Annotated in this window: 25 protein-coding genes and 1 pseudogene; 2 read left to right on the forward strand and 24 right to left on the reverse strand. The window is 71.0% G+C overall.

Translation table 11 applies throughout. The annotated features are described in order from the left end of the window. Positions 1-68 precede the first annotated feature (68 nt). The 7 genes from ACWCSV_RS05410 to rpsB all read right to left on the reverse strand — a co-directional run bounded on the left by ACWCSV_RS05410 (position 69) and on the right by rpsB (position 7,312). A complete protein-coding gene (locus ACWCSV_RS05410; protein WP_451138755.1) occupies positions 69-1,163 on the reverse strand; it encodes a thiamine ABC transporter substrate-binding protein in 1,095 nt (364 codons plus the stop codon). A gap of 299 nt (positions 1,164-1,462) precedes the next feature. Beyond that, on the reverse strand, positions 1,463-2,569 hold the full coding sequence (gene rlmN / locus ACWCSV_RS05415; protein ID WP_386894067.1) for a 23S rRNA (adenine(2503)-C(2))-methyltransferase RlmN: 1,107 nt from the start codon (positions 2,567-2,569) through the stop codon (positions 1,463-1,465). 165 nt (positions 2,570-2,734) lie between these two features. After that, the gene (locus tag ACWCSV_RS05420; protein WP_451138757.1) at positions 2,735-3,841 is read right to left on the reverse strand and encodes a phosphatidate cytidylyltransferase; all 1,107 of its coding nucleotides are present in this window, start codon (positions 3,839-3,841) and stop codon (positions 2,735-2,737) included. Beyond that, on the reverse strand, positions 3,841-4,398 hold the full coding sequence (gene frr / locus ACWCSV_RS05425) for a ribosome recycling factor (protein ID WP_327178244.1): 558 nt from the start codon (positions 4,396-4,398) through the stop codon (positions 3,841-3,843). The genes ACWCSV_RS05420 and frr overlap by 1 nt, the downstream gene beginning before the upstream one ends. 120 nt (positions 4,399-4,518) lie before the next feature. Beyond that, entirely contained in the window at positions 4,519-5,292 is a 774-nt protein-coding gene (gene pyrH / locus ACWCSV_RS05430) for a UMP kinase (protein ID WP_327178243.1), read from the reverse strand. A 160-nt stretch (positions 5,293-5,452) separates the two neighbouring features. Continuing rightward, on the reverse strand, positions 5,453-6,289 hold the full coding sequence (gene tsf, locus ACWCSV_RS05435; RefSeq protein WP_386894062.1) for a translation elongation factor Ts: 837 nt from the start codon (positions 6,287-6,289) through the stop codon (positions 5,453-5,455). A gap of 102 nt (positions 6,290-6,391) precedes the next feature. Further along, on the reverse strand, positions 6,392-7,312 hold the full coding sequence (gene rpsB / locus ACWCSV_RS05440; protein WP_451138759.1) for a 30S ribosomal protein S2: 921 nt from the start codon (positions 7,310-7,312) through the stop codon (positions 6,392-6,394). Positions 7,313-7,587: 275 nt separating this feature from the next. Here rpsB and ACWCSV_RS05445 point away from each other — a divergent pair. Continuing rightward, a pseudogene (locus ACWCSV_RS05445) lies at positions 7,588-8,241 on the forward strand (peptidoglycan DD-metalloendopeptidase family protein); the annotation flags it as partial. 155 nt (positions 8,242-8,396) lie between these two features. Here the strand turns inward: ACWCSV_RS05445 and ACWCSV_RS05450 are convergent. The 17 genes from ACWCSV_RS05450 to ACWCSV_RS05530 all read right to left on the reverse strand — a co-directional run bounded on the left by ACWCSV_RS05450 (position 8,397) and on the right by ACWCSV_RS05530 (position 21,920). Then, positions 8,397-8,954 (reverse strand): TetR/AcrR family transcriptional regulator, encoded by a 558-nt coding sequence (locus tag ACWCSV_RS05450; RefSeq protein ID WP_451139096.1) that lies wholly within the window; start codon positions 8,952-8,954, stop codon positions 8,397-8,399. Between the two features lie 118 nt (positions 8,955-9,072). Further along, positions 9,073-9,909, reverse strand: a complete 837-nt coding sequence (gene whiG, locus ACWCSV_RS05455; RefSeq protein WP_266709661.1) for an RNA polymerase sigma factor WhiG — start codon at positions 9,907-9,909, stop codon at positions 9,073-9,075. A 250-nt stretch (positions 9,910-10,159) separates the two neighbouring features. Next, complete coding sequence (gene dprA, locus ACWCSV_RS05460) at positions 10,160-11,356, reverse strand: DNA-processing protein DprA (protein WP_451138761.1); 1,197 nt, start codon at positions 11,354-11,356, stop codon at positions 10,160-10,162. Positions 11,357-11,451: 95 nt separating this feature from the next. Then, the gene (locus ACWCSV_RS05465; protein ID WP_451138763.1) at positions 11,452-13,074 is read right to left on the reverse strand and encodes a YifB family Mg chelatase-like AAA ATPase; all 1,623 of its coding nucleotides are present in this window, start codon (positions 13,072-13,074) and stop codon (positions 11,452-11,454) included. Between the two features lies 1 nt (position 13,075). Continuing rightward, positions 13,076-13,438, reverse strand: a complete 363-nt coding sequence (locus tag ACWCSV_RS05470) for a YraN family protein (RefSeq protein ID WP_451138765.1) — start codon at positions 13,436-13,438, stop codon at positions 13,076-13,078. A 359-nt stretch (positions 13,439-13,797) separates the two neighbouring features. After that, complete coding sequence (locus ACWCSV_RS05475; protein ID WP_043444228.1) at positions 13,798-14,106, reverse strand: DUF2469 domain-containing protein; 309 nt, start codon at positions 14,104-14,106, stop codon at positions 13,798-13,800. Between the two features lie 64 nt (positions 14,107-14,170). Further along, on the reverse strand, positions 14,171-14,659 hold the full coding sequence (locus ACWCSV_RS05480) for an NUDIX hydrolase (RefSeq protein ID WP_451138767.1): 489 nt from the start codon (positions 14,657-14,659) through the stop codon (positions 14,171-14,173). Further along, entirely contained in the window at positions 14,649-15,485 is an 837-nt protein-coding gene (gene lepB, locus ACWCSV_RS05485; RefSeq protein ID WP_451138769.1) for a signal peptidase I, read from the reverse strand. The genes ACWCSV_RS05480 and lepB (ACWCSV_RS05485) overlap by 11 nt, the downstream gene beginning before the upstream one ends. A 49-nt stretch (positions 15,486-15,534) precedes the next feature. Next, on the reverse strand, positions 15,535-16,422 hold the full coding sequence (lepB, locus tag ACWCSV_RS05490) for a signal peptidase I (protein WP_451139098.1): 888 nt from the start codon (positions 16,420-16,422) through the stop codon (positions 15,535-15,537). Then, positions 16,325-17,488 carry a signal peptidase I gene (lepB, locus tag ACWCSV_RS05495; RefSeq protein ID WP_451138771.1) on the reverse strand — a complete coding sequence of 388 codons (1,164 nt, stop codon included), beginning with the start codon at positions 17,486-17,488 and terminating at the stop codon, positions 16,325-16,327. The genes lepB (ACWCSV_RS05490) and lepB (ACWCSV_RS05495) overlap by 98 nt, the downstream gene beginning before the upstream one ends. Beyond that, positions 17,481-18,353 carry a signal peptidase I gene (gene lepB / locus ACWCSV_RS05500; RefSeq protein ID WP_451138773.1) on the reverse strand — a complete coding sequence of 291 codons (873 nt, stop codon included), beginning with the start codon at positions 18,351-18,353 and terminating at the stop codon, positions 17,481-17,483. The genes lepB (ACWCSV_RS05495) and lepB (ACWCSV_RS05500) overlap by 8 nt, the downstream gene beginning before the upstream one ends. A gap of 45 nt (positions 18,354-18,398) precedes the next feature. Then, positions 18,399-18,749, reverse strand: a complete 351-nt coding sequence (gene rplS, locus ACWCSV_RS05505) for a 50S ribosomal protein L19 (protein ID WP_266709644.1) — start codon at positions 18,747-18,749, stop codon at positions 18,399-18,401. Between the two features lie 130 nt (positions 18,750-18,879). Beyond that, entirely contained in the window at positions 18,880-19,701 is an 822-nt protein-coding gene (gene trmD / locus ACWCSV_RS05510; RefSeq protein WP_451138775.1) for a tRNA (guanosine(37)-N1)-methyltransferase TrmD, read from the reverse strand. Further along, a complete protein-coding gene (gene rimM / locus ACWCSV_RS05515) occupies positions 19,701-20,297 on the reverse strand; it encodes a ribosome maturation factor RimM (RefSeq protein WP_451138777.1) in 597 nt (198 codons plus the stop codon). Before rimM ends, trmD begins: the two co-directional genes overlap by 1 nt. A 199-nt stretch (positions 20,298-20,496) precedes the next feature. Continuing rightward, entirely contained in the window at positions 20,497-20,736 is a 240-nt protein-coding gene (locus tag ACWCSV_RS05520; protein WP_014153811.1) for an RNA-binding protein, read from the reverse strand. Between the two features lie 2 nt (positions 20,737-20,738). Further along, positions 20,739-21,170, reverse strand: a complete 432-nt coding sequence (gene rpsP, locus ACWCSV_RS05525) for a 30S ribosomal protein S16 (protein WP_390962406.1) — start codon at positions 21,168-21,170, stop codon at positions 20,739-20,741. A 156-nt stretch (positions 21,171-21,326) separates the two neighbouring features. After that, complete coding sequence (locus ACWCSV_RS05530; RefSeq protein WP_451138779.1) at positions 21,327-21,920, reverse strand: hypothetical protein; 594 nt, start codon at positions 21,918-21,920, stop codon at positions 21,327-21,329. Positions 21,921-22,706: 786 nt separating this feature from the next. Between ACWCSV_RS05530 and ACWCSV_RS05535 the strand changes: the two genes are divergently transcribed. Continuing rightward, positions 22,707-23,588 carry a methyltransferase domain-containing protein gene (locus tag ACWCSV_RS05535; RefSeq protein WP_451138781.1) on the forward strand — a complete coding sequence of 294 codons (882 nt, stop codon included), beginning with the start codon at positions 22,707-22,709 and terminating at the stop codon, positions 23,586-23,588. Positions 23,589-23,592: the final 4 nt, after the last annotated feature.

Below are 23,592 nucleotides of genomic sequence, written 5' to 3' on the forward strand. Positions count from 1 at the left end.
CGCCGCCGGTGGTGCGGCGCCGCGCTGCGGGTACGGCGGTCTTCGACACGAAAGGCCCTGGGCCTTCGTCACTTCACGACAAGCGAGGTCCAGGTCTGGACCCACTGCTCACGGTTGGCGGCGATCTTCTCGGGGGCCACGGTGAACGGCTTGTCCACGGTGGCGCCGAACTTGGTGTAGACCTCCGGCAGCTTCGCGTCCTTGACGACCGGGTCGACGAACATCTGGAGCGGCATGTCCTCCTGGAACTTCTTGCTGATCAGGAAGTCCAGCAGCGCCTTGCCGCCCGCCTCGTTCTTCGCCCCGTCCAGCAGACCGGCGAACTCGATCTGGCGGAAGCAGGTCGCGGTGGCGACGCCGGTGGGGGCCTCGGCCGGCTGCGGGTCGGCGTAGTACACCTCGGCCGGCGGGCTGGAGGCGTAGGAGACGACGAGCGGGCGGTCGGCGTTCGCCTTCTTGCCGCCGGCGGAGCCCGAGAACTCCTCGTTGTACGCCTGCTCCCAGCCGTCGACGACCTTGACGCCGTTGGCCTTCAGCTTCTTCCAGTAGTCCTGGTAGCCCTTCTCGCCGGAGTCGGCGATGGTGCCGAGGAGGAAGCCGAGGCCGGGCGAGGAGGTGGCGGCGTTCTCGGTGACCAGGAGGTTCTTGTACGCGGGCTTCAGCAGGTCCGCGAAGGACTGCGGCGGGTCCAGCTTCTTGTCGGCGAAGTACTTCTTGTCGTAGTTGACGCAGATGTCGCCGGTGTCGATCGGGGTGACCCGGTGCTTGGCGTCGAGCTGGGTGCCGGCCGGGACGGCGTCCAGTCCCTTCGCCTTGTACGGGGTGAAGAGGCCCTGGTCGAGGGCGCGGGAGAGCAGCGTGTTGTCGACGCCGAAGAAGACGTCGCCGCGCGGGGATCCCTTGGTGAGGATCTCCTGGTTGAGGGCCGCTCCGGCGTCGCCGCTCTTGAGGACCTTGACCGTGTAGCCGGTCTCCTTCGTGAACGCCTTGAGCACGTCGTCCGAGGCGGTGAAGGAGTCGTGGCTGACCAGGGTGACGGTCTTGGCGCCCTTGGACGTGCCCGAGCCGGACGTGTCGTCGTCGGAGGTTCCGCAGCCGGCGAGCGCGGTGACGCCGAGTGCGGCGGCGAGCGCGGTCGCCGCGTACTTCGTCGTGGTGTGCATGTGATTCCTCCTGGAGGTGACCAGGAAGAGACGCGGCCCCGCGCGCCCCGGCGGGTGCCGGAAGCGGGCAGGGCGCAACAGCTTGAGTAATGACCGAACTTCCTACCCGGAATGACCCGGGCGAGGTTCAGAGGGTCTGCGGCCATCCGTTCACCGGTGCCGCACTCTCAGCGCTGTGGCGCTCCCCTGTCGGAATATGAAGTTGGATGCGGGGCCAGGCTACACGGACCCTGTGCGGGGGTTCTGCCCGGTCAGGCCGGCAGAGGCGGCCTGACCGGGGCAGTCCCAGAGCCTGAGGCTCAGCGCTCGGCTGCGGCCAGCTGCCCGCAGGCGCCGTCGATCTCCTGGCCACGGGTGTCGCGCACCGTGACGGGCACGCCGTGGGCGGCGATGGCCTCCACGAACGCCTTCTCGTCCTCGGGGCGGGAGGCGGTCCACTTCGAGCCGGGCGTCGGGTTGAGCGGGATCAGGTTGACGTGCACCCGCTTGCCCTTGAGCAGCCGGCCGAGCCGGTCGCCCCGCCACGCCTGGTCGTTGATGTCGCGGATCAGGGCGTACTCGATGGAGATCCGGCGACCGGACTTCTCGGCGTACTCCCACGCGGCGTCGAGGACCTCGCGGACCTTCCAGCGGGTGTTCACGGGTACGAGGGTGTCGCGGAGCTCGTCGTCCGGGGCGTGCAGCGAGACGGCGAGACGGCACTTGAAGCCCTCGTCGGCGAAGCGCAGCATGGCGGGCACCAGACCCACGGTGGAGACGGTGATGCCGCGCTGGGAGAGGCCCAGGCCGTCGGGCTCCGGGTCGGTCAGCCGGCGGATGGCGCCGACGACGCGGTTGTAGTTGGCCAGCGGCTCCCCCATCCCCATGAAGACGATGTTGGAGAGGCGCGCGGGCCCGCCCGGCACCTCCCCGTCGCGCAGCGCCCGCATACCGTCCACGATCTGGTGCACGATCTCGGCGGTGGAGAGGTTCCGGTCGAGACCGGCCTGTCCGGTGGCGCAGAACGGGCAGTTCATCCCGCAGCCGGCCTGTGACGAGATGCACATCGTCACGCGCTCCGGGTAGCGCATGAGGACGGACTCGACGAGCGTCCCGTCGTGCAGCTTCCAGAGCGTCTTGCGGGTGGTGTCGTCGTCGCAGCTGATGTGGCGGACCACGGACATGAGGTCCGGGAACAGCGCTTCTGCGAGCTTGTCCCGCGATCCGGCGGGGATGTTGGTCCACTCCGACGGATCGTGCGCGTACCGCGCGAAGTAGTGCTGCGAGAGCTGCTGCGCGCGGAACGGCTTCTCGCCGGTCGCGGCGACTGCTTCCTTGCGCTCGGCGGGCGTGAGGTCGGCGAGGTGGCGCGGGGGCCTCTTGGCTCCGCGGGGCGCGACGAAAGTGAGTTCTCCGGGCTTAGGCATGGTTCTTCCAGTGTCGCAGACGCGACGGGAAGGGCCCGCCGTCCTGTGGACAGCGGGCCCATCGCGCGTAAAGACGCAGGTGGAGCGCGGTGTACGGAAGAGTTCCGGTCTGCGGGGCACGGCCCGTGCACCGCAGCCGGAACGTATCGCCCGAAGCCCTCGGCCTCAGCCGCTGCCGACGAACAGCACCAGCAGCAGCCAGACCACCGGAGCCGTCGGCAGGAGCGAGTCCAGCCGGTCCATGATCCCGCCGTGACCGGGCAGCAGCGTGCCCATGTCCTTGATGCCGAGATCACGCTTGATCATGGACTCGCCGAGATCGCCGAGGGTGGCGCTGGCGGCGACCGCGAGTCCGAGCAGCAGACCCTGCCACCAGGAGCCGTCGTCGATCAGGAACTGCACGCACAGCGCGCCGCCCACCATCGCGAAGACGATGGCCCCGAACAGGCCCTCGCGGGTCTTTCCGGGGCTGATGCGCGGCGCGAGCTTGTGCGTGCCGAACCGCCAGCCGACCGCGTACGCGCCGGTGTCGCTGACCACGGTCAGTATCAGGAACGTCAGCACCCGCCATGCTCCGTCGTCCGCGGCCAGCATCAGCGCGACGAACGTGGCCAGGAACGGTACGTAGAACGCGGCGAAGACACCCGCGGTGACGTCCCGCAGATATCCCTCCGGCTTCTCGGTCATCCGCCAGACGAGTACGGCGAGCGAGGTGAGCGCCATAGCGATCCAGGCGCCGTCCGCCCCCCACTCGTAGCCGGCCACGACCATGGCGGCGCCGCCCACCGCGAGCGGGACGAGCGGAGCCTTGATCGACTTCCGCTCGGCCAGCCGGGAGGTGAGCTCCCAGAGACCGACGACGACGGCGACGGCGATGACGCCGACGAAGACGGCCTTCACGACGAACAGCGAGGCGATGACGACGGCGCCGAGACCCACGCCGACCCCTATGGCCGCCCGCAGGTCACGCCCCGCCCGCTTCTTCTGCGGTGCGGGGGGCGGGGCGGGCGAAGGTGTCTGCGGGGCGGGCGAAGGTGCCTGCGGCACCTCGTCGCGGAACAGGGGGCCACTGATGTGCGTGGCGTCCCCGTCCCGGCCGTCGCGGTCGTCTGCGTCGTCTCTACCTGCGTCGGGAGTGTCCGGCACGATGGGCATGGGCCGAGTCTGCTGGGCGCCGTGCGCATCGTGGGCAGGACCCGCCGGAGCGGCCCCGATCTCGGACGTGCCCCAGTAACCGGCTCCCTGCGGGGCGCCCCAGGAGGAGTCGTTCATCAGACTTCGAGCAGCTCGGCTTCCTTGTGCTTCAGCAGCTCGTCCACCTGCGTGACGTACTTCGCGGTGGTGTCGTCGAGCTCCTTCTCCGCGCGGCGCACCTCGTCCTCGCCGGACTCCTTGTCCTTGACGAGCTTGTCGAGCGCCTCCTTCGCCTTGCGGCGGATGGAGCGGATCGAGATCTTGGAGTCCTCGGCCTTGGTCTTGGCGACCTTGATGTACTCCTTGCGGCGGTCCTGGGTGAGCTCGGGGAAGACCACCCGGATGATATTGCCGTCGTTGCTGGGGTTGACGCCCAGGTCGGAGTCGCGGATCGCCTGCTCGATGTTGCGAAGCGCGGTCTTGTCGAACGGCGTCACGACGGCCATCCGCGGCTCGGGAACCGAGAAGGAGGCCAGCTGGTTGATCGGGGTCAGCGCGCCGTAGTAGTCGGCGACGATCTTGTTGAACATCGCCGGGTGCGCGCGGCCGGTCCGGATCGCGGCGAAGTCCTCTTTCGCCACGACAACGGCCTTCTCCATCTTCTCCTCGGCTTCGAGGAGGATTTCTTCGATCACCACGTGCTCCTGCGTGTCTTGAGTGGGCCCGGCATCGTCATCGCCGGGCCCTGCGGGTCCTGCGTCGCGTCCTCACCTGCACGGTGTCCGACCGGCAGGCCGTTGTCCATCCGTGGGCCGTCAGGCCCGGGTGCTCTCGTCACTCACGAGCGTGCCGATCTTCTCACCGTTGACGGCTCGGGCGATATTGCCCGCGGCGGTCAGTTCGAAGACCAGGATCGGGAGCCGGTTGTCGCGGCAGAGCGTGATCGCGGTGGCGTCGGCGATCTTCAGATCGCGGGCGAGCACCTCGCTGTACTCCAGCGCGTCGAACTTCACCGCGCCGGGGTTGGTCTTCGGGTCGGAGTCGTAGACCCCGTCGACGCCGTTCTTGCCCATCAGGAGCGCCTCGGCGTCGATCTCCAGGGCCCGCTGGGCAGCGGTGGTGTCGGTGGAGAAGTACGGCATGCCCATGCCGGCGCCGAAGATCACGACGCGCCCCTTCTCCAGGTGGCGAACGGCACGGAGGGGAATGTACGGCTCGGCGACCTGGCCCATGGTGATGGCGGTCTGTACGCGCGAGTCGATGCCCTCCTTCTCCAGGAAGTCCTGGAGTGCCAGGCAGTTCATCACGGTGCCGAGCATGCCCATGTAGTCGGACCGGGCCCGGTCCATGCCGCGCTGCTGGAGCTCGGCGCCGCGGAAGAAGTTGCCGCCGCCGATGACGACGGCGATCTCCGCGCCGTCGCGCACCACTGCGGCGATCTCGCGGGCGATGGCGTGTACGACGTCGGGATCGACTCCGAGTCCGCCGCCACCGGCGAAGGCCTCGCCGGACAGCTTCAGCATGAAGCGTCCGGACACCTTCTCGTCGCGCTTGTGGTCAACCTGTTTGGCGTCCGCGCCCTTGTCCATGGAAATTCTCCTCGTGCACATACGAAGAAGGCCATTGCCGGTGGGTCTGGTGTCCCTCTGCGGCAATGGCCTCCTCGTCAGATCTGCGGTCGCTCGGCAGGTGTGCGGCCGACGACTGCATCAGACCCTATCCGGGTCCACCGTCATTCGCGGACGGGACTCAGATGCCGACCTTGATGCGCGTGAAGCGCTTCAGGGAGACACCGGCCTCGTCGAGAACCTTCTGAACCGTCTTCTTGGCGTCCTTGGCGAAGGACTGCTCCACGACGACAACGTCCTTGAAGAAGCCGTTGACGCGACCCTCGACGATCTTCGGGAGGGCGGCCTCGGGCTTGCCCTCCTCGCGCGAGGTGGCCTCGGCGACGCGACGCTCGTTCTCGACCGTCTCGGCCGGGACCTCGTCACGGCTGAGGTACTTCGGGGCGAAGGCGGCGATGTGCTGCGCGACGTCCTTGGCGACCTCGGCGTTCGGCTTGTCCAGCTCGACGAGCACGCCGACCTGCGGCGGGAGGTCGGGCATGGTGCGGTGCATGTACGCAGCCACGTAACCGCCGGTGAACTGCGCAAAGCGGTCCAGGACGATCTTCTCGCCGAGGTTGGCGTTGGCCTCGTCCACGTACGCCTGAACGGTCTTGCCGGCCTCGATCTCGGAGGCGAGCAGCGCGGCCAGGTCGGCCGGGGAGGTCGCGGCGACGTGCGCGGCGAGCGTGTTGGCGACGGCCTGGAACTTCTCGCCCTTGGCGACGAAGTCGGTCTCGCACTTCAGCTCGAGCAGAACGCCGGAGGTCTTGTCGTCGGAGATGAGCGAGACGACCGCGCCGTTCTCGGCAGAACGGCCCTCGCGCTTGGCGACGCCCTTCTGGCCCTTGATACGGAGCGCCTCGACGGCCTTGTCGACACTGCCGTCGGCCTCGTCGAGCGCCTTCTTGCAGTCCATCATGCCGGCGCCGGTGAGCTCGCGGAGCTTCTTGACGTCAGCGGCGGTGTAGTTCGCCATGAGTCTGTGTTTCTCTCTCGAAGTCTGAAAGATCTACGGGTGAACGGCGGGGGCGGTGCGCGTGGCACCGGCCCCCGCCGTCAGTCAGCCGTGACGGAGGTGTCAGGCCTGCTCGGTCTCGGCGGCAGCCTCGACCTCGGCGGTCTCGGCGGCAGCCTCGGCGGTCTCGGCGGCGGCCTCGGCCGGCTCGGCGTCCGCGGCCTTCTCGGTCTCGGCGGAGGCCTGGACCTCGGCGTCGTCCTTCTTGTCGCCCTCGAGCAGGTCGCGCTCCCACTCGGCGAGGGGCTCGCCGGCGGCCTTCTCGCCCGGCTTCGAGTCACCGGTGGCGGCACCGGAACGGGCGATGAGGCCCTCGGCGACGGCGTCGGCGATCACGCGGGTGAGCAGGGTGACGGAGCGGATCGCGTCGTCGTTGCCCGGGATCTTGTAGTCGACCTCGTCGGGGTCGCAGTTGGTGTCGAGGATCGCGACGACCGGGATGTGGAGCTTGCGCGCCTCACCGACGGCGATGTGCTCCTTCTTGGTGTCGACGATCCAGACGGCGCTGGGCACCTTCTGCATCTCGCGGATACCACCGAGGGTCTTCTCCAGCTTGGCCTTCTCGCGGGAGAGGACCAGGAGCTCCTTCTTGGTGAGGCCGGAGGCGGCCACGTCCTCGAAGTCGATGAGCTCGAGCTCCTTCAGACGCTGAAGGCGCTTGTAGACGGTGGAGAAGTTGGTGAGCATGCCACCGAGCCAACGCTGGTTGACGTACGGCATGCCGACGCGCGTCGCCTGCTCGGCGATGGCCTCCTGGGCCTGCTTCTTGGTACCCACGAACATGATGGAGCCGCCGTGCGCGACGGTCTCCTTGACGAACTCGTAGGCGCGGTCGATGTACGACAGCGACTGGAGCAGGTCGATGATGTAGATGCCGTTGCGCTCGGTGAAGATGAAGCGCTTCATCTTCGGGTTCCAGCGACGGGTCTGGTGACCGAAGTGGACGCCGCTTTCCAGCAGCTCCCGCATCGTGACGACGGCCATGGCCATCTCCTTGAGGTACTCGGTTCCGCGACCGCAGGATTGCTGTCGCGCCTGACGCCCCACGCGCCGTGCCACGAAGGACCGAGAGGCGCGGCCACCGTCCGCTGAGAGGGAGGTGGCGGGGCGTGCGAAGTCGACCCGGTCACCCGGGTCGCCACAAGAAGTGTACGGGACCCTTCGCCTGCCGGGTGACGGCGTTGTCCACAACCGGCGAGTACTCCACAGCCGGGGTCCAAGATCCACCGGCCGGGGGCCTCCGGGGGGAGGGTTCCGGCATGGAGCGGACACACACGCCCACGGTCTCCCCGGGGGCACAGAAGCCGGCACGGGCGCGCGTGCGGACAGGGGCACGGGTGCCGGATCCGGTACTGGATCGGGCACTGGTGCCGGAGCCGGTACGAGCACGGGATCGGGCACGGGTACGGGCACGGGTGCCGGGGGTGGTCCGCCTCGTTCCGTTGCTCCTGGTGCTCGGCCTCCTGTTGCCCAGCCTCCTGCTGCTCGGTGCCCAGGCTCCGGCCGCGGCGGCGGACGCCCCGGGTGCCCCGGGCGGCCCGCCGACCGAGGTGTCCGTCCCGACCGGTGCCGCCACCGGCACAGACTCCGGGACCGGCTCCGGCGCCAGGTCCTGGCCCCTCGTGGGTCGGCCGGTGGTCGTGCGGGGCTGGGAGCCGCCGGCCGGTCCGTACGCGCCCGGTCACCGGGGCGTCGATCTCGCCGCGCCGCCCGGCGCCCGGGTTCTGGCGGTGGCCGCCGGACGCGTCGCGTTCGCGGGCCGGGTGGCGGGGCGCGGGGTCCTCACCGTGGAGCTGGCACAGAGCGGCGCTCCGCCCCTGCGCACCACGTACGAACCCGTGCGCTCCCTGGTGCGCGTCGGCGACGAGGTCCGGGCGGGCGCACCGGTGGCGGAGGCGGAGGCGGGCCCTTCGCACTGCGCGCGGGGGTGCCTCCACTGGGGTGTGCGACGCGGGGAGACGTACGTCGACCCGCTCTCGCTGCTGCCGCCCGCCCTGCTGAGGCGGGGCCCCTCACGGCTGCTGCCGGTGTCGGGTGTCCCGCTGCCGGAAGAGGCCGGGGGGCGGGTTCAGCCCCGTACGCCGCGCAGGATCATGGCGACGGCGGTCTCGGCGATCACGCCCGGTTCCTCGGCCACGACCAGCTCGATCCGGCGCACCGCCGCGTCGACGGAGCCCTGGAGCAGCATGGCCGCGAGCCTCGGCTGGGTGTGCCCGAGGTCGCCCAGAGCCTCGACGATCATGGTGATCAGCCCGCCGTGCGCGGCCCTGATCTTCTCACGGGCCCCGGCGTCGAGCTCGCTGGCGGAGATGGCGACCACGGCACGGTGGCGCCGGTCCCCGACCAGTTCGAGCTGCTTGCGGACGTACGCCTCGATCTTCTCCTCGGGCGTGGCGGCCCGGGCCATGGCGTTCTCGACCTCGGCCGCCCACACGGGGAAGTCGACGGCGCAGAGTTCCTCGACGACGGCGGCGCGGGAGCGGAAGTACTCGTACACCGACGACCTGGCGAGACCCGTGCGTTCGGCGAGCGCGGGGAAGGTCAACGCCTCCGTCCCGCCCTCGGAAAGCAGGGAGCGCGCGGCGTCCAGGAGGGCGCCGCGCTGCATGGTCCGGTGCTCGGCCACGGAGGCCGCTCGAATCCTGGGCACGGCTCCACTGTACGGCGGGGGGTGCGCCGGTGAAGTGCCCGACCTCGGCGTCCGGCCGGAGGGGAGGCGGGCACAGAGACGGCCGGGGAGTCGGTCAGCGGCCGGCGTCGGCCAGTTTCGCGCGCAGCTGGAGGACCGACTTGGTGTGGATCTGGCTGACCCGGCTCTCGGTGACTCCGAGGACGTTGCCGATCTCGGCGAGGGTGAGGCCCTCGTAGTAGTAGAGCGTGACCACGGTCTTCTCCCGGTCCGGGAGCGTGTTGATGGCGCGGGCGAGCAGGCGTCTGAGCTCGCGGCCCTCGGCGACCTCCACCGGATCGTCGGCGGCCGTGTCCTCCAGCGTGTCCATCAGGCTGAGCCGGTTGCCGCCTTCCCCGCCCACGTGCAGCAGCTCTTCCAGGGCCACCACGTTCGCCAGCGACAACTGGCTGAAAACAGCGTGCAGTTCCTCCAGCGCGATCCCCATCTCGGCGGCGACCTCGGACTCCGACGGGGTGCGCCGCAGCTGCGCTTCGAGCGTGGCGTACGCGCGCTCGACGTTCCGCGCCTTCTGACGGACGGATCGCGGAATCCAGTCCAGCGCCCGGAGTTCGTCGATCATCGCGCCCCGGATACGGGTGATCGCGTACGTCTCGAACTTGATGGCCCGCTCGATGTCGAACTTCTCGATGGCGTCGATCAGTCCGAAGACGCCCGAGGACACGAAGTCCGCCTGCTCGACGTTGGACGGGAGCCCCACACTGACCCGGCCCGCGACGTACTTGACGAGCGGTGAGTAGTGCAGGATCAGTTGCTCCCGCAGCCGCTCGTCTCCCGTGGACTTGTAACTACGCCACAGCTCCTCGAGGGAGGAGGGGGCGGAGGGCCGCACAGTGCCACGCGCAGCGGGTGGTACTGCCGCGCGGTCAGACCCGGAGGTGTGCTGGGGCATGTGGTGCCTTGAGCCGTTCTGCCGTGAAGTACTGGGGACTTGTGGGGAGTGAAGACCTGTGAGCGTAGCGTGACTGGGGCGTGGCGGTGCGCGTCGGACGGGGGCGGGTGGAGCACGCCGGTGCCGCGCGCGCTCCCGCCGCCGGGCGCGCCGGACGACCGGGGCCGAAGCCGTACGCATCGGCCCCGGGAGTGGCGCCGCACGTACTCCGTAGGTCACCCCGCTTACCTTTTCACCCGAATGCTCCAGGTCAAGTACCGCCTCGCCGGGCAGCATCGTTGAGTCTCGGCCCGGACGCCGGACGCCAGGTGTCGCCCTCCCGTTCGACGAACCCCAGTGAGTGCAGTTCGTACAGCCGCGCGAGCGTCTCGTCGGCCGAAGTCCCTGCGGACCGCGCGACGTCACGCACTCGCGCGGTCCCTTCACGGGTCAGTGCTTCCAGGACCGCGGTGGCGACCGGGCCGAGCAGGTCCCGCGGGAGCACGGGTCCGCGGCGGAGCGGGGCGAGGTCGCCGATGTCGCCGACCAGTTCGGCCACTTCGGCCGCGTCGGTGACCAGTACCCCCTCGCCGCGCAGCAGTTCGTGGACACCGGCCGACAGTCCGCTCGTCGCGGGCCCCGGTACGCCCATGGTGAAGCGGCCGAGCCGCTGGGCGCCCCGGGCGGTCACCAGGGAGCCGCTGCGGTATTCGGCCTCGACCACGACCGTGCCCCTGGTCAGCGCGGCGATCACCCTGTTGCGGAGGACGAACCTGCTGCGGGTCGGATGGGTGCCCGGCGCCAGCTCCCCCACCAGCAGGCCCTCCCGCGCGATCCGGCCGATCAGCTCCGCGTGGCCCCGCGGGTAGGGGACGTCCACCCCGCACGCCAGGACCGCGACCGTCGCGCCTCCGGCGGCCAGCGCTCCCCGGTGCGCCGCGCCGTCCACACCGAAGGCGGCTCCGGAGACCACCACCCAGCCCCGCTCCGCGAGCCCCGCTCCCAGCGTCGCCGCCATGTGGGCGCCGTACGGGGTACAGGCCCGCGCGCCGACCACCGCGACCGAACGCAGCGCCCAGAGCCGCAGATCCGGGCCGCCCCGGATCCAGAGCCCCAGCGGGCGGGCGTCGCCGAGGTCGTCCAGCTGCCCGGGCCACTCCGGGTCGCCCGGGACGACGAACCGCCCTCCGGCCCGGGCCACGGCCTCCAGGTCCCGCTCCGGGTCCGCCGCGGCGGCCCGCATGCGGTATCCGGCGAGCCGGGTCGCCGTCATCCCGGCCAGGGTCTGGGGCGCTCCGTCGTGCGCGGTCAGGCGTCGCAGTACCTCGACGGGCCCGTGCGCGCGAAGCCACCGGCCGGCCCGCTCGTCCCCGGGCTCGACGATCCTGGTGAGGGCGACCCGTGCCAGCCGTTCGGTGTCCGGCCCGCAGCCCGCGGGAGGTTCCGGGGGCTCCGGGGGCGCGGGCATCCTCCCGGCCGCGCCGCCTCCCTCCGGCTCCCCCGGCGCCTCCGGCTCATGCGGCTCCTCCGGCTCATGCGGCCGGGTCCCCCACCGTGCCCCGGTCACGAGGCCCTCGCCTTCATCGGTACTCCGCGCTGGACGCCGGTGCGCAACTCCAGAGCGACGGTCACGTCCGAGGCGTCCGGGCGGTCCACGCCCCGCAGGTCCGCGACGGTCCAGGCCACCCGCAGCACCCGGTCCAGCCCACGCGCCGTCAGAGCACCCCGCTCCATGTCCCGTTCGGCAGCCGTCAGCGCTCCTGGGGCCGCGAGCAGCCGGGTCCGCAGCTCATGGCCCGGCACCTCGCTGTTGGTGGTCCAGGGCGTGCCGGCCAGCCGCTCGGCCGCGCGCGCACGGGCCTCCCGCACCCGGGCGGCCACGACCGCGGTCGACTCGCCCCGGCCGCCGCCTTCCACCAGGTCCGCGCGGGTGACCGGCTCCACCTCGACGCGCAGGTCCACCCGGTCGAGGAGCGGTCCGGACAGCCGGGCCTGGTAGCGGCGGACCACCGCGGGCGGGCATTCGCATCCGGCCCCGCCCAGGCTGTGCCGGCCGCAGGGGCACGGATTCGCCGCGAGCGCCATCAGGAAACGGGCCGGCAGTCTGACCACGCCCGCTGCCCGGGCCACCACGACGTGTCCGGACTCCAGGGGCTGGCGCAGGGCGTCCAGCGCCCTGACCGAGAACTCGGGGGCCTCGTCCATGAACAGCACCCCGCGATGTGCCAGAGAGACCGCGCCGGGTCTCGGCAGTCCGTTGCCGCCGCCGATGAGCGACTGCATGGTGGCCGAGTGGTGCGGGGCGCAGTACGGCGCGACGCTCACCAGCGGCTCGCCCGGCGGGAGGATTCCGGCGACGGAGTGCACCGCCGTCACCTCCAGGGCTTCCCGCCGGGTCAGCGGTGGCAGGATGCCCGGCAGCCGCTCGGCCAGCATCGTCTTGCCCGCGCCCGGGGGGCCTTGGAGCAGCAGATGGTGTCCGCCCGCCGCGGCGATCTCCAGGGCCCTGCGCGCTCTGCTCTGCCCGGCGACGTCGCGCAGGTCCTTGCGGTACGTACCACCCTGGCCTCCGGCCGGGGCGAGCCCCGCGCCGAACCCGGAGCCCGGCACCATCAGCCCGGCGAGCAGGGCGTCCGGGCGGCTCTCCTGGCCCGCCGGTTCGTCGGGGACCGGTTCGTCGCCCAGGATCGCGATCAGCTGGCGCAGGCTCCGTACGCCCAGGACCGAGACGCCCGGGACCAGCGCCGCCTCCCCGGCGGTCTGTTCCGGGACCACGACGTGGCCGTACCCCGCTTCGGCGGCGGCGAGGACGGCGGGCAGCACCCCGCGCACCGGGCGCACCCGGCCGTCCAGGCCCAGCTCGCCGATCATGACGACGTCCGCGATCGCGGACGGATCGATCCGTTCGGCGGCGCCGAGTACGGCGCACGCGACGGCGAGGTCGAAACCGGAGCCGGATTTCGGTACGGAGGCCGGGGAGAGACCGACCGTGAGCTTCTTCTGCGGCCACTCGGCACCGGAGTTGACGACGGCCGCCCTGACCCGGTCCCTGCTCTCGATCAGGCTCTTGTCCGGCAGCCCGACCAACGTGAAGGCCGCCACGCCCGGTTCCAGATCCGCCTGGACCTCCACCACCACGCCCTCCACGCCGACCAGGGCGACGGAACAGGCTCGCGCGAAGCCCATCTCAGGCCACCCCCCGGGCGTGCTCGGCGACCGGGCCGCCCCTTCGGGGCACGATCACTCCGACGAGGTCGATGCGGACACCGCCTCTCGGCGGCCCCCCGTGCGCGTCGAGCCACAGCTCCGCGAGCCGCCGCAGCCGCTCCGCCTTGACCGGGGTGACCGCCGCCATCGGGTGCTGGTACGCCGTCGATCTGCGGGTCTTCACCTCGCAGACGACGAGTGCGTCTCCGTCGCGCGCGACGATGTCGATCTCACCGGCCCGGCAGCGCCAGTTGCGCTCCACCACGGCCATCCCGGCGTCGGTCAGCAGCCGCGCCGCCAACTCCTCGCCGTACCGCCCGAGTGCCCCTCGTGCGTTCTTCATCCGGCACCACCTCCGGCACCGACTCTGCGCGGAGCGGCCGATCCTTGTGGATCTTGGTGGACAAGTTCCCGGATGTGGAAAACCCGGCCACCCTTGAGGATGACCGGGTCGCCCGGATTGACGGTCCGGGGAAACGATCCGTCTCACGCCCGCGGTCCGCTTCACACACCCCGCGTCCGGCGCCGCACGCCCCGCTTCACACACCCCGCATCCGGTGCCGCACACCCCGCTTCACACACCCCGCATCCGGTGCCGCACGCCCCGCGGTCCGCTTCACACACCCGCATCCGGTGCCGCACATCCCACGGCCCCGCTCCACACACCCCGCGGAACGGTTCCCGCCCTCGCGAGGCGGTCCGTCAGCCTCCTGGGAGTTCGAGATCGCTCTTGTTGAGCTCCTCGATGTTCACGTCCTTGAAGGTCAGCACACGCACCTGCTTGACGAACCTCGCCGGCCGGTACATGTCCCAGACCCAGGCATCCGCCATGGACACCTCGAAGAACACTTCTCCCTGGACCGAGTGCACCTGCATCTCGTAGTCGTTGGTGAGGTAGAAGCGACGTTCGGTCTCGATCACGAATTTGAACAGACCGACGACGTCGCGGTACTCCCGGTAGAGCTTCAGCTCCATCTCGGTCTCGTACTTTTCGAGGTCCTCGGCGCTCATGGCATGCGTCCCCTTCAGCCGTGCGTTCCCCCATTGTGCTGCAGCCGGTGACGCTCCCGGACGTTCAGGCGATTTCGGGGGCGAGAATCAGCGGAACACTCGGAGAACCCTCGTCGAGCAGCCTGCGCAGCAGCTCGGCGAGCTTGGTCGGGTACACCGTCTCACGGGTCGCCCGGAGTTCGGCGGAAGTCCACCACCTGAGACCTGTGACACTGCGGCGTTCCAGGTCGGTCAGGCCCCCCAGGTCGGTGGCGGTCCGTTCCGTTCGCGCGAGAAAGTACGACTCGTCCTGTTCCCAGCGGCGCCCGTCGAACGGGAAGGAACATCGTCGCTTCCAGAGCACCGGTCCGAGTTCGACATCCGTGATGCCGGTCTCCTCGGCGAGCTCGCGGCGGGCGGCCTCCTCGTGGCTCTCGTCGCCCTCCAGCCCGCCGCCGGGCGTGAACCACCAGGTGGTGCCGGGGTCATCGGGCTCGAAACCGTGCATCAGCAGAATCCGGTCCTGCGGGTCGAGGAGCACGACCCGTGCGACCGTCCGGATCTCAGCGGGCACCCGCCACCGCCTTCGCCTTCGCGGACTTCCCGCGCCTCGTCCACGCGGCGACCGGTCCGTAGGCGCAGCCGGCCAGGATCAGCAGCACACCCACCACCACGGCACCGAGCTGAAGCGGCAGCGGGCCCTGGGAGGAGATGCCGCCGGGAAGTCCGGCGAACCCCTCGGGCCGGTCGAGCATGTGCCCGGACGGCCAGGCCACCGCGTCGACCCGTGCCTCGACCGCGGCGCGCGGCACCGAGCCCTGCCCCTCCTCCGTCAGATGGACGCGGGAGTCCAGGGAGATCGCGCGGTCGTCGCCGAGCAGAAAGAGTTCCCCCTGGGGGACCTTCGCGCTGAACTCCGTGGAAGCGGCCTGTCCGGAGGAACCGGAGTCACTGGAGTCGCCGGACGGTCCGGAGTCGCCGGAAGAACCGGCATCCCCGGATCCGCCGAGGCTGCCGGAGGCTCCCGCCGGCGTCCGCAGATACGGTTCCTCGACGGGCTGGTCGTTGACGGTGAGCCGGCCCCTCGCGTCGCAGCAGACCACCGTGTCGCCGCCGATCCCGACGACCCGCTTGACCATCGGGGAGCCGCTCCACGCCTTGTCGGTGAAGACCACGACGTCGCCGCGCCGCACCTCGTCGCCCGTGATCCGCTGCGCGAGCACCTTGGCCCCGGTCTCCACGGTCGGGGACATCGACCCGGTCGGCACGGTGTACGGCCGGTACACCAGCGCCGCCCAGGCGAACCCGCCGAGGAAGAGCACACAGCCGACGGCCACGGCCAGGCCCGACAACACGTTGCCGAGCCGGCCGCGGCCGTCCGTACGTCCTGCACCACTCATCCCAGCGTCCCCCATCGGAGATCGACAATCGCTGATCCGAGTCGGCACACTACCCGTCGGTACGGTCCCGGGTCAGCCTCCTGCGACGCCAGAAGACCAGGGGCAGCGCTCCCGCCACACCGAGCGCGGCCGGAGCGGCCGCCGCCGCGGCGTTCAGGCCGGGCTGGTCGAAGGTGCTGGGCACGGGAAGGGTCGCCCAGCGGTTGACGGGCCAGGCCACCAGTACGGCACGGCCCACGACGTCGTCCACGGAGACGGTGCCCTGGCCGGGGAGGCTCTGGTGGTAGCGGGAGTCCAGAGAGTTCTGGCGGTGGTCTCCCATGACCCAGATCCGGCCCTTCGGAACCTTGATCGGGCCGAACGGCTTGTCGTCGCAGGGGGTGTTGCCCGGGTAGATGAACGACTTCTCGTCCAGCGCCTTCCCGTTCACCGTGACGGGGCCGTTCAGCTTGCACTCCACCGTGTCGCCGCCCACCGCGATGACCCTCTTGATCAGGTCCTTCTCCTCGGCGGAGGGCATGAGCCCGATGAAGCTGAGGAACTTCTGCGCGATGTTCGGGTCGGGCGTGGTGGTGCCCTCCAGCCAGCCGCCGGGGTCGTGGAAGACGACGACCTCGCCGCGTTCCGGCTCGGAGCCGAACCACGGGGTCAGCTTGTCCACCAGCACCCGGTCGCCACGCTGGAGCGTGTCCTGCATGGAGTCCGAGGGAATCGAGAACGCCTGGACCAGGAAGGTCTTGATCAACAGAGCAAGAACGAGCGCGATCCCGATGAGGAGCGGCAGCTCCTTCCAGAAGGAACGCTGCTTGGGGCCCGAGGCGGCGCCGTCCGGGGCGTCGTCATCCCCCGTCCGGTCCGCCGCCGCCTCCGAGGGGTCCCCGGTCCGTCCGGGCCGGTCCTCGGGTTCGTCGTGTCCGGATCGTGCGCCGACCGCCAAATCCCCCACATCCACTCCTCAATCCGTGCCACCGCCCGCGCCGGATGCGACGCAGGCCCATCACTCCCATAACGAGCGGGAGTTCCGCAGGGGTCGGGAGCGGGATCATTCCGTAGGGATCCTGGTGGGACACACTATGCGAGAGACCGGGCGCGGCCGACGCTCCCGACGCGGCGTCCGGCACCCCCGCGAACGCGTCCCGCTGCCCCAGCGTGGCCCAGTTCTTCGCAGGCCAGGCGATGACCACGGCGCGCCCCACGACGTCCGAGAGCGGCACAGTGCCGTGGAAGCCGTTGCCGAGGTGGTAGCGGGAGTCGGCGGAATTGGACCGGTGGTCGCCCATCACGAAGATCCGGCCCTCGGGAACCTTTACCTCGAATTGGATGGCCGATGGCACATCCCCAAGGTTCAGGTAGGGCTCGTCGACGGCCACCCCGTTGACGGTGAGCCGGCCGTCCTTCCCGCAGCACTTCACGGTGTCCCCGCCGACCGCGACCACCCGCTTGATCAGGTCCTGTTCGTCGGCGGAGGGCAGCAGTCCGATGAAGGTGAGGAACTCCTTCGCCTGCCGGATCCCGACCGGTGCCGTGCCGGTGTCCGCCGTCTCGCCCTCCCCCAGCCAGCCGCCGGGGTCCTTGAACACCACCACGTCGCCCCGCTGCGGCTGGGCGCTGAACCACGGCGTCATCTTGTCGACCAGAACCCGGTCACCGATCTGGATGGTCTGTTCCATCGAGCCGGAGGGGATCACGAAGGCCTGCACCACGAAGGTCTTGAGGAACAGGGCTATGAGCAGCGCGAACACGAGCAGGAGGGGGATCTCGGTCACCTTGGACCTGCGGCGCCGCCGGGCGACCCGGCGCGCCAGCCTCCGGCGCTCGGCTCGGGTCGGTGCCGGACGCGCGCCCCCGGTCCCGGCCGGGGAGGCGGACCGGTCCGCCTCCCCGGTGCCGTACGAGGTCGAGGCCCCCTCCTCGGAAGCGGTGCCGTACGAGGACTCCTCGGAACCGGTGCCGTACGAGGACTCCTCGGAACCGGAGCGGTTCCCGATGCCGCGGCTACCCATGCGGGCCCCCCGGCTCCGGTACGCCGTCGAACGCGGCGCCGGAACCGGCCAGGGATCCCGCCCGGCTCCAGGGCCAGCCGATCCAGTCCACCCGGCCGATCACCTCGTCGACGGGCACCATGCCGCCCCCGGGTTCCCCGAGGTGACTGCGCGAGTCGCTGGACCGGTCCCGGTGGTCGCCCATCATCCACAGGGTGCCGTCGGGGACGACGATGTCGAACGGCACCCGGGAGGGGGCGTCCCCCGCGTGCAGGTACTCCTCGTCCAAGGGGGCACCGTTCACCTCGAGCCGGCCCTTCGCGTCGCAGCAGACCACGTGGTCCCCGCCCACCCCGACGACGCGTTTCACGAAGTCGGTGTCCGGGGGGTCGGCGAGCCCCAGGACCGCGGCGGCCCCGCGCAGCAGCCCGGAGACAGGGTTCCCGCCGGCGCTCTCGGGGAGGAAGGATCCGGTGCCGTCGAAGACCACCACGTCGCCCCTCCCCGGCGCGGAGCCGAATCGGTACGCCAGCTTGTTCACGAACACCCGGTCCCCGACCCGCAGCGTGGACTCCATGGAGCCGCTCGGGATGAGGAAGGGCTGCACGACGAAGGCGCTGAGGAGGAGTACGGCAACGGGCAGGGCGGCGCAGATCAGGGCCGCCCGCCGCAGCGCGGGGCCGCGCTCGTTCCGCTCGCCGCCGTCCTGCCCCGGCCCACCGGACTCGCCTGCCTCACCGGACTCGGCGGGGGACCCGTCGGGACCGGGGCAGGTACCGCCGGAAGGCCCGAGAGCCCCGGAACGCGAAAAGCGCGACCGCGCCACCGGACCTTTCGCAGGTCCGGCGGAGCGATCGCGCCTCGTGTGCTGTTCTTCCGTGTCCATCGCGGCCGAAGCCTATCCGGCCGCGCTGTGGACGCCGGTGTCGGATCAGCGGTCGCGCTTCTCCTTGATCTTCGCGGCCTTGCCGCGCAGCTCACGGAGGAAGTACAGCTTGGCGCGACGGACGTCACCGCGGGTGACGAGCTCGATCTTCTCGAAGATCGGGCTGTGCACCGGGAAGGTGCGCTCGACGCCGACGCTGAAGGAGACCTTGCGGACCGTGAAGGTCTCGCTGACGCCCGCGCCCTGGCGGCGGATGACGATGCCCTTGAACTGCTGGATACGGGAGCGGTTGCCCTCGATCACGCGCACGTGGACGTTGACGGTGTCACCGGCGCGGAACGCCGGGAGGTCCGAACGCAGGGAGGCGGCGTTGACGCCATCGAGCAGGGAAGCCATTGTGTCTGCTTTCTTCGCCGATGCCACAGGTCATCGACGGGAGATCGTCTGGAAGATCGAAGCGCTGATCACGCCGGTCGGACGTCGTTCCCCCTGTGGCAGGGGCGCACGCCGGACGGACAGCAGCTGCTCATTCTTCCACGTCGGACGGCCTGCGCCAAAATCGGCCACCGGGCTCCGGTGCCCAGCCGAGGATCGAGAGGATCTCCCGGTCCTTCTTGTCGAAGTCGCTCGCGGCACAACGCTCGATCAGGTCGGGCCTGTTCAGCGCGGTACGCGCGAACGCCTGGTCCCGGCGCCACCGCGCGATCTTCCCGTGGTGGCCGGTGAGCAGCACGTCGGGGATGGCCCGGCCGCGCCACTCGGGCGGCTTGGTGTAGACGGGGCCCTCCAGCAGGTTGGCCATGGCGCCGGGGGCGAAGGAGTCGTCGCGGTGCGACTCGGCGTTGCCGAGGACACCGGGCAGCAGGCGGGCCACCGCCTCGGTGATCACGAGGACGGCGGCTTCCCCGCCGGCCAGGACGTAGTCGCCGATGGAGACCTCGACGACCGGCATGCGCGTGGCGTACTCCTCCATCACGCGGCGGTCGATGCCCTCGTACCGCGCGGGGGTGAAGACCAGCCACGGCCGTTCGGAGAGTTCGACCGCGAGTTCCTGGGTGAAGGGGCGTCCGCTGGGCGTGGGCACGACCATGACGGGGCCGTGTGCGCCGCTCTCGTAGCCGTCGGCGAGCACCTGGTCGAGGGCGTCGCCCCACGGCTCGGTCTTCATGACCATGCCGGGTCCACCGCCGTACGGGGTGTCGTCGACCGTGTTGTGCCGGTCGTACGTCCACTCCCGCAGGTCGTGGACGTGCACCCCGAGGCTTCCCCGGGCCCGGGCCTTGCCCACGAGCGAGACGTTCAGCGGGTCGAGGTACTCGGGGAAGATCGTGACGACGTCGAGACGCATTACGCCTGGCCCCCCGCGCCGGTGGCGGAGCCGCCCCCGGCCCCGTCCTCGGCCTCCTCGTCGCGCGAGGAGACGACGACCGCCTCGCTCTCGTCGAGCAGGCCGGGCGGCGGGGTGATGACGGCCCGCTGCTCCTCCAGGTCGATCTCGGTGACGATCTCCTCCACGAAGGGGATCATCACCTCGCTGCCGTCCGGGCGCTCCACGATGAACAGGTCCTGCGAGGGCAGGTGGGTGATCTCGGTGATCCGGCCGATCTCGGTGCCGTCCGCGAGTACCACGTCGAGGTCCATCAGCTGGTGGTCGTAGAACTCCTCCGGGTCCTCGGGGAGCTCGTCCGGGTCGACCTCGGCGATCAGCAGGGTGTTGCGCAGCGCCTCGGCGGCGGTCCGGTCGTGCACGCCCGCGAAGCGGAGCAGCAGCCGGCCGCTGTGCACCCGGCCGGTCTCGATCGTGAGCGGCCCCGTTGCCGCCGGGTCGGTGGCGAGCACGGCACCGGGGCCGAGCCGCAGCTCCGGCTCGTCCGTGCGGACCTCGACGGTGACTTCGCCCTTGATGCCGTGGGCGCGGCCGATCCGCGCAACTACCAACTGCACGCTGATTCTCCGATTGATGGGGCGGACGCGGGCGTCCGGCGTGAGCCGGGCGACAGCGCCGGGGGTACGGGAGGGCGGCCCCGGACGTCCCCGGGGCGGGTCCTGCGGACACCGCCCGGCGGGGGCCGGAGCCGGAGCGACGACAAGGGCCGGGGACGGCTGTGAAGCCCTCCCCGGCCCTTGCCGGTGTTCAACTCTTTCAGCGCACCTGGTCCACGTCGACGAGGTCGACGCGGATGCCGCGGCCGCCGATGGCGCCCACGACCGTGCGCAGAGCACGCGCGGTGCGGCCGTTGCGGCCGATCACCTTGCCGAGGTCGTCGGGGTGTACCCGGACCTCGAGCACGCGCCCGCGGCGCAGGTCGCGCGAGGCGACCTGCACATCGTCGGGGTTGTCGACGATGCCTTTCACGAGGTGCTCAAGAGCCTCCTCGAGCATGCTCAGGCCTCGGTCGACTCGGCAGCGTCGGCCGCCTCGTCAGCCTTCTTCTCGGACTTCTTGGCCTTCGGGGTGATGGCTTCACCCTTGGCCTCGTCACCGTCGGAGGCCAGGGCCTCGAACAGGGCGCGCTTGTCAGCCTTGGGCTCCGGCTGCAGCAGCGGCGCGGGGGCCGGGAGGCCCTTGTGGGCCTGCCAGTCACCGGTGAGCTTGAGGATCGCGAGGACGGGCTCGGTCGGCTGGGCGCCGACGGACAGCCAGTACTGCGCGCGCTCCGCGTTGACCTCGATGCGCGACGGGTTCTGCACCGGGTGGTACAGACCGATCTCCTCGATGGCCCGGCCGTCACGGCGGGTACGGGAGTCGGCGACGACGATGCGGTAGTGAGGCGAACGGATCTTGCCCAGACGCTTCAGCTTGATCTTGACTGCCACGGAAGTGGTGTCTCCTGGTCTTGACGGGATTGGGCACAACAAAATGCCACGTGGGGTTGTGGCACTCGAGGTGCCCGATGGACGCGTCAGCCGGAGGAGAGAGGGGTCCTGTGCGACTGTCGAGTGCAGCTGTCCATTGTGCCACACACCATCGGCTCACCCCACCGCGACGGTGGCTTCCGGAATGCGGAACGGCTTCCCGCAGCCCCCGCAGACGATCGGGGCCTGGGCGAGGACCGAGGGGACGACCCGGACGTTGCGTCCGCAGTCGCAGACGGCCTTGACGCGGACGCCGCCGCCGGACGAGCCGTGCCGGGCCGCCGGGCCCCGGAAGGACCGCTTGGTGTCGGCAGCCGTCGCCACGGTGTGCGCCTTCAGCGCGCGCTGGAGGCGCTCGGCCGTGGGCCGGTACCGCCGCTTCGCCTCCGGATTGAGAGTGACCAGCGAGAAACCGCTGCTGGGGTGGGGCTCGTCGGTGTGGTCGAGCCCCAGCTCTTCGGCGATCGCGAGAAAACGTCGGTTGTGGTAACGGCCGGCGCGGGAGGTGTCGCGTACACCTCGGGCGGCGGCGATGCCGTGGACTGCCTCGTGGAGCAGTCGCTCGAAGGAGAGTTCGGCGCCACAGGCGGACGAGGACTCTCCGATCAGGGACTCGGGTGCGGCGAGATCGGGCAGCTCGGGGTGGTACCGCTGAATGTCGGCCCACGCCTGCGCCAGCTCTGCGGCAAGTACAGGTGGTGTCGTGCTCACGTCGTGATAACGAGCCTGGGGGCCCCGGTGTTCCTATTCCGGGGCATCCCAAATAATTTGCACGTACCAGCCGGTTGGCGGCGATGCCCCGTGTACGCGCACGGGTACGCCGATCTGCGGAGAAGCCTCACAGCTCCCACCAAGGCCGTACGTAATAACGCGTAGACACCCTGGTCGGAGTGCATGGTTCCGTACCGCTTTCGCACGCTTTTGCGAGCGCCGGGCCCGGGGTCCGGACCGTCACCGCAGCCTGCGGCGGCGGCTCGGGGCCGAGGGGATCCACCCGTGTCCGCGCGCGGTCGGGGCGAGGCTACCGCTCCCGCCGCCCGAACGGAGCACCGGCCCCGCCCGCCGCTCCCGTACGCGGCCGGCCCACCCGCGGGCGGTCCGCCGAGCTCCTCGGCCACCCCCGTGACCACGGCGTACGCGGACCCCGGGGCGTTCGACGTGCTGCGCTCCGGGTGTCGGGTGAGACTGGGCGGAAGGAACGGGAGGCTCGCGTTCCGGATGGCCGCCGCCCACCGCGGACCACCGGACCCGGGTGCCACCCGGCGGACCGCAGGGTCCGCGAAGAGAGTCGGTACCGCCTTCCCAACGGCGAGAGTCGGCGGTGCGGCGCACCCCCGCCCCCACAGGGCGCACGACCGGGGCGCGCAATGAATGACCCTGCGCCCCCTGGACGCGGCGGCTGATGCGCAGTTCCCTGACATACGGGGATGCGGACGCCCGCACGCGGGGGCGCCCATTCGGGCACGACCGAACCCTCTTGGCGATTGGGGTACATCCATGACACCAACGCTCGTCCGGAACCACAGGTACGCGGACACCCCCGCTCCGGTGGACACCGGTACCCGTGCCCGCGACTGGGCAGAGATCCAGGAGCGGATGCTGTCACCGCTGTACGAAGCGGTCTACGAACGGCTCGAAGTCGGATCCGGCACGCGCATGCTCTCCCTCGGCTGCGGTTCCGGGCTCGCCCTGCTGATCGCGGCGGCCCGCGGAGCCAGGGTCACCGGGGTGGACACCGACCACGACCGGCTCGCCCTGGCGCGGGAGCGGCTGCTGCCCCCGGGCATGGAGTACTCGGGCGGAAGAGCCGGGCCCCTCGGCCCGAGTACCGGCGCGGCGGCACGCCTGGTCGACGGCCTCCCGGCGGCGGCGCCCGCGGACGGGGCACCGTACAACCTGGTCACCGCCTTCGACCCGATCGGCTGCACAGCGGGCGACGGGGAGGAGCTCACCCCCGCGCTGGAGTCCGCCGTACCGCTGGCGGCCCGGGGCGCGACCGTGGTGCTGACCGGCTGGGGGCCGCCCGAGCGGTGCGCCACGGCGGCGGTGCTGGAGGTGGCGGACCGGCTCTCGAACCCGTCCGGCGGTGCGCGCTCCGGCGCCCGGCGCCCGGCACGGCGGGACGATCTGGAGGAGGTCGCCTCCCGGGCGGGGCTGAAACCGGACGGATCGGGCCGGGTGTCCTGCCCGTTCGGCTACGCGGACCTGGACAGCGCGGTCCGCGGGCTGCTCTCGACGGGGCTCTTCGACGCCGCGGTGGCGGCCACGGACTGCGGACAGGTCGCCAAAGAGGTAGCCGAGGCGCTCCATCCGCACCGGCGGTCCGACGGCACGGTGTGGATGCCGAACGTCTTCCGCTACCTGGTCTGCGTCTGCTGAGATC

The organism is Streptomyces sp. NPDC001770, assembly GCF_053596135.1.

Excerpts from the sequence above, each read along its gene's own strand:
- ACWCSV_RS05410 (WP_451138755.1), bottom strand. The coding sequence starts at position 1,163 with ATGCACACCACGACGAAGTACGCGGCGACCGCGCTCGCCGCCGCACTC.
- rlmN (WP_386894067.1), bottom strand. The coding sequence starts at position 2,569 with ATGCCTAAGCCCGGAGAACTCACTTTCGTCGCGCCCCGCGGAGCCAAG.
- ACWCSV_RS05420 (WP_451138757.1), bottom strand. The coding sequence starts at position 3,841 with ATGAACGACTCCTCCTGGGGCGCCCCGCAGGGAGCCGGTTACTGGGGC.
- pyrH (WP_327178243.1), bottom strand. The coding sequence starts at position 5,292 with ATGGACAAGGGCGCGGACGCCAAACAGGTTGACCACAAGCGCGACGAG.
- tsf (WP_386894062.1), bottom strand. The coding sequence starts at position 6,289 with ATGGCGAACTACACCGCCGCTGACGTCAAGAAGCTCCGCGAGCTCACC.
- rpsB (WP_451138759.1), bottom strand. The coding sequence starts at position 7,312 with ATGGCCGTCGTCACGATGCGGGAGCTGCTGGAAAGCGGCGTCCACTTC.
- whiG (WP_266709661.1), bottom strand. The coding sequence starts at position 9,909 with ATGCCCCAGCACACCTCCGGGTCTGACCGCGCGGCAGTACCACCCGCT.
- dprA (WP_451138761.1), bottom strand. The coding sequence starts at position 11,356 with ATGCCCGCGCCCCCGGAGCCCCCGGAACCTCCCGCGGGCTGCGGGCCG.
- ACWCSV_RS05465 (WP_451138763.1), bottom strand. The coding sequence starts at position 13,074 with ATGGGCTTCGCGCGAGCCTGTTCCGTCGCCCTGGTCGGCGTGGAGGGC.
- ACWCSV_RS05470 (WP_451138765.1), bottom strand. The coding sequence starts at position 13,438 with ATGAAGAACGCACGAGGGGCACTCGGGCGGTACGGCGAGGAGTTGGCG.
- ACWCSV_RS05475 (WP_043444228.1), bottom strand. The coding sequence starts at position 14,106 with ATGAGCGCCGAGGACCTCGAAAAGTACGAGACCGAGATGGAGCTGAAG.
- lepB (WP_451138769.1), bottom strand. The coding sequence starts at position 15,485 with ATGAGTGGTGCAGGACGTACGGACGGCCGCGGCCGGCTCGGCAACGTG.
- lepB (WP_451138771.1), bottom strand. The coding sequence starts at position 17,488 with ATGGGTAGCCGCGGCATCGGGAACCGCTCCGGTTCCGAGGAGTCCTCG.
- lepB (WP_451138773.1), bottom strand. The coding sequence starts at position 18,353 with ATGGACACGGAAGAACAGCACACGAGGCGCGATCGCTCCGCCGGACCT.
- rplS (WP_266709644.1), bottom strand. The coding sequence starts at position 18,749 with ATGGCTTCCCTGCTCGATGGCGTCAACGCCGCCTCCCTGCGTTCGGAC.
- trmD (WP_451138775.1), bottom strand. The coding sequence starts at position 19,701 with ATGCGTCTCGACGTCGTCACGATCTTCCCCGAGTACCTCGACCCGCTG.
- ACWCSV_RS05520 (WP_014153811.1), bottom strand. The coding sequence starts at position 20,736 with ATGCTCGAGGAGGCTCTTGAGCACCTCGTGAAAGGCATCGTCGACAAC.
- ACWCSV_RS05535 (WP_451138781.1), top strand. The coding sequence starts at position 22,707 with ATGACACCAACGCTCGTCCGGAACCACAGGTACGCGGACACCCCCGCT.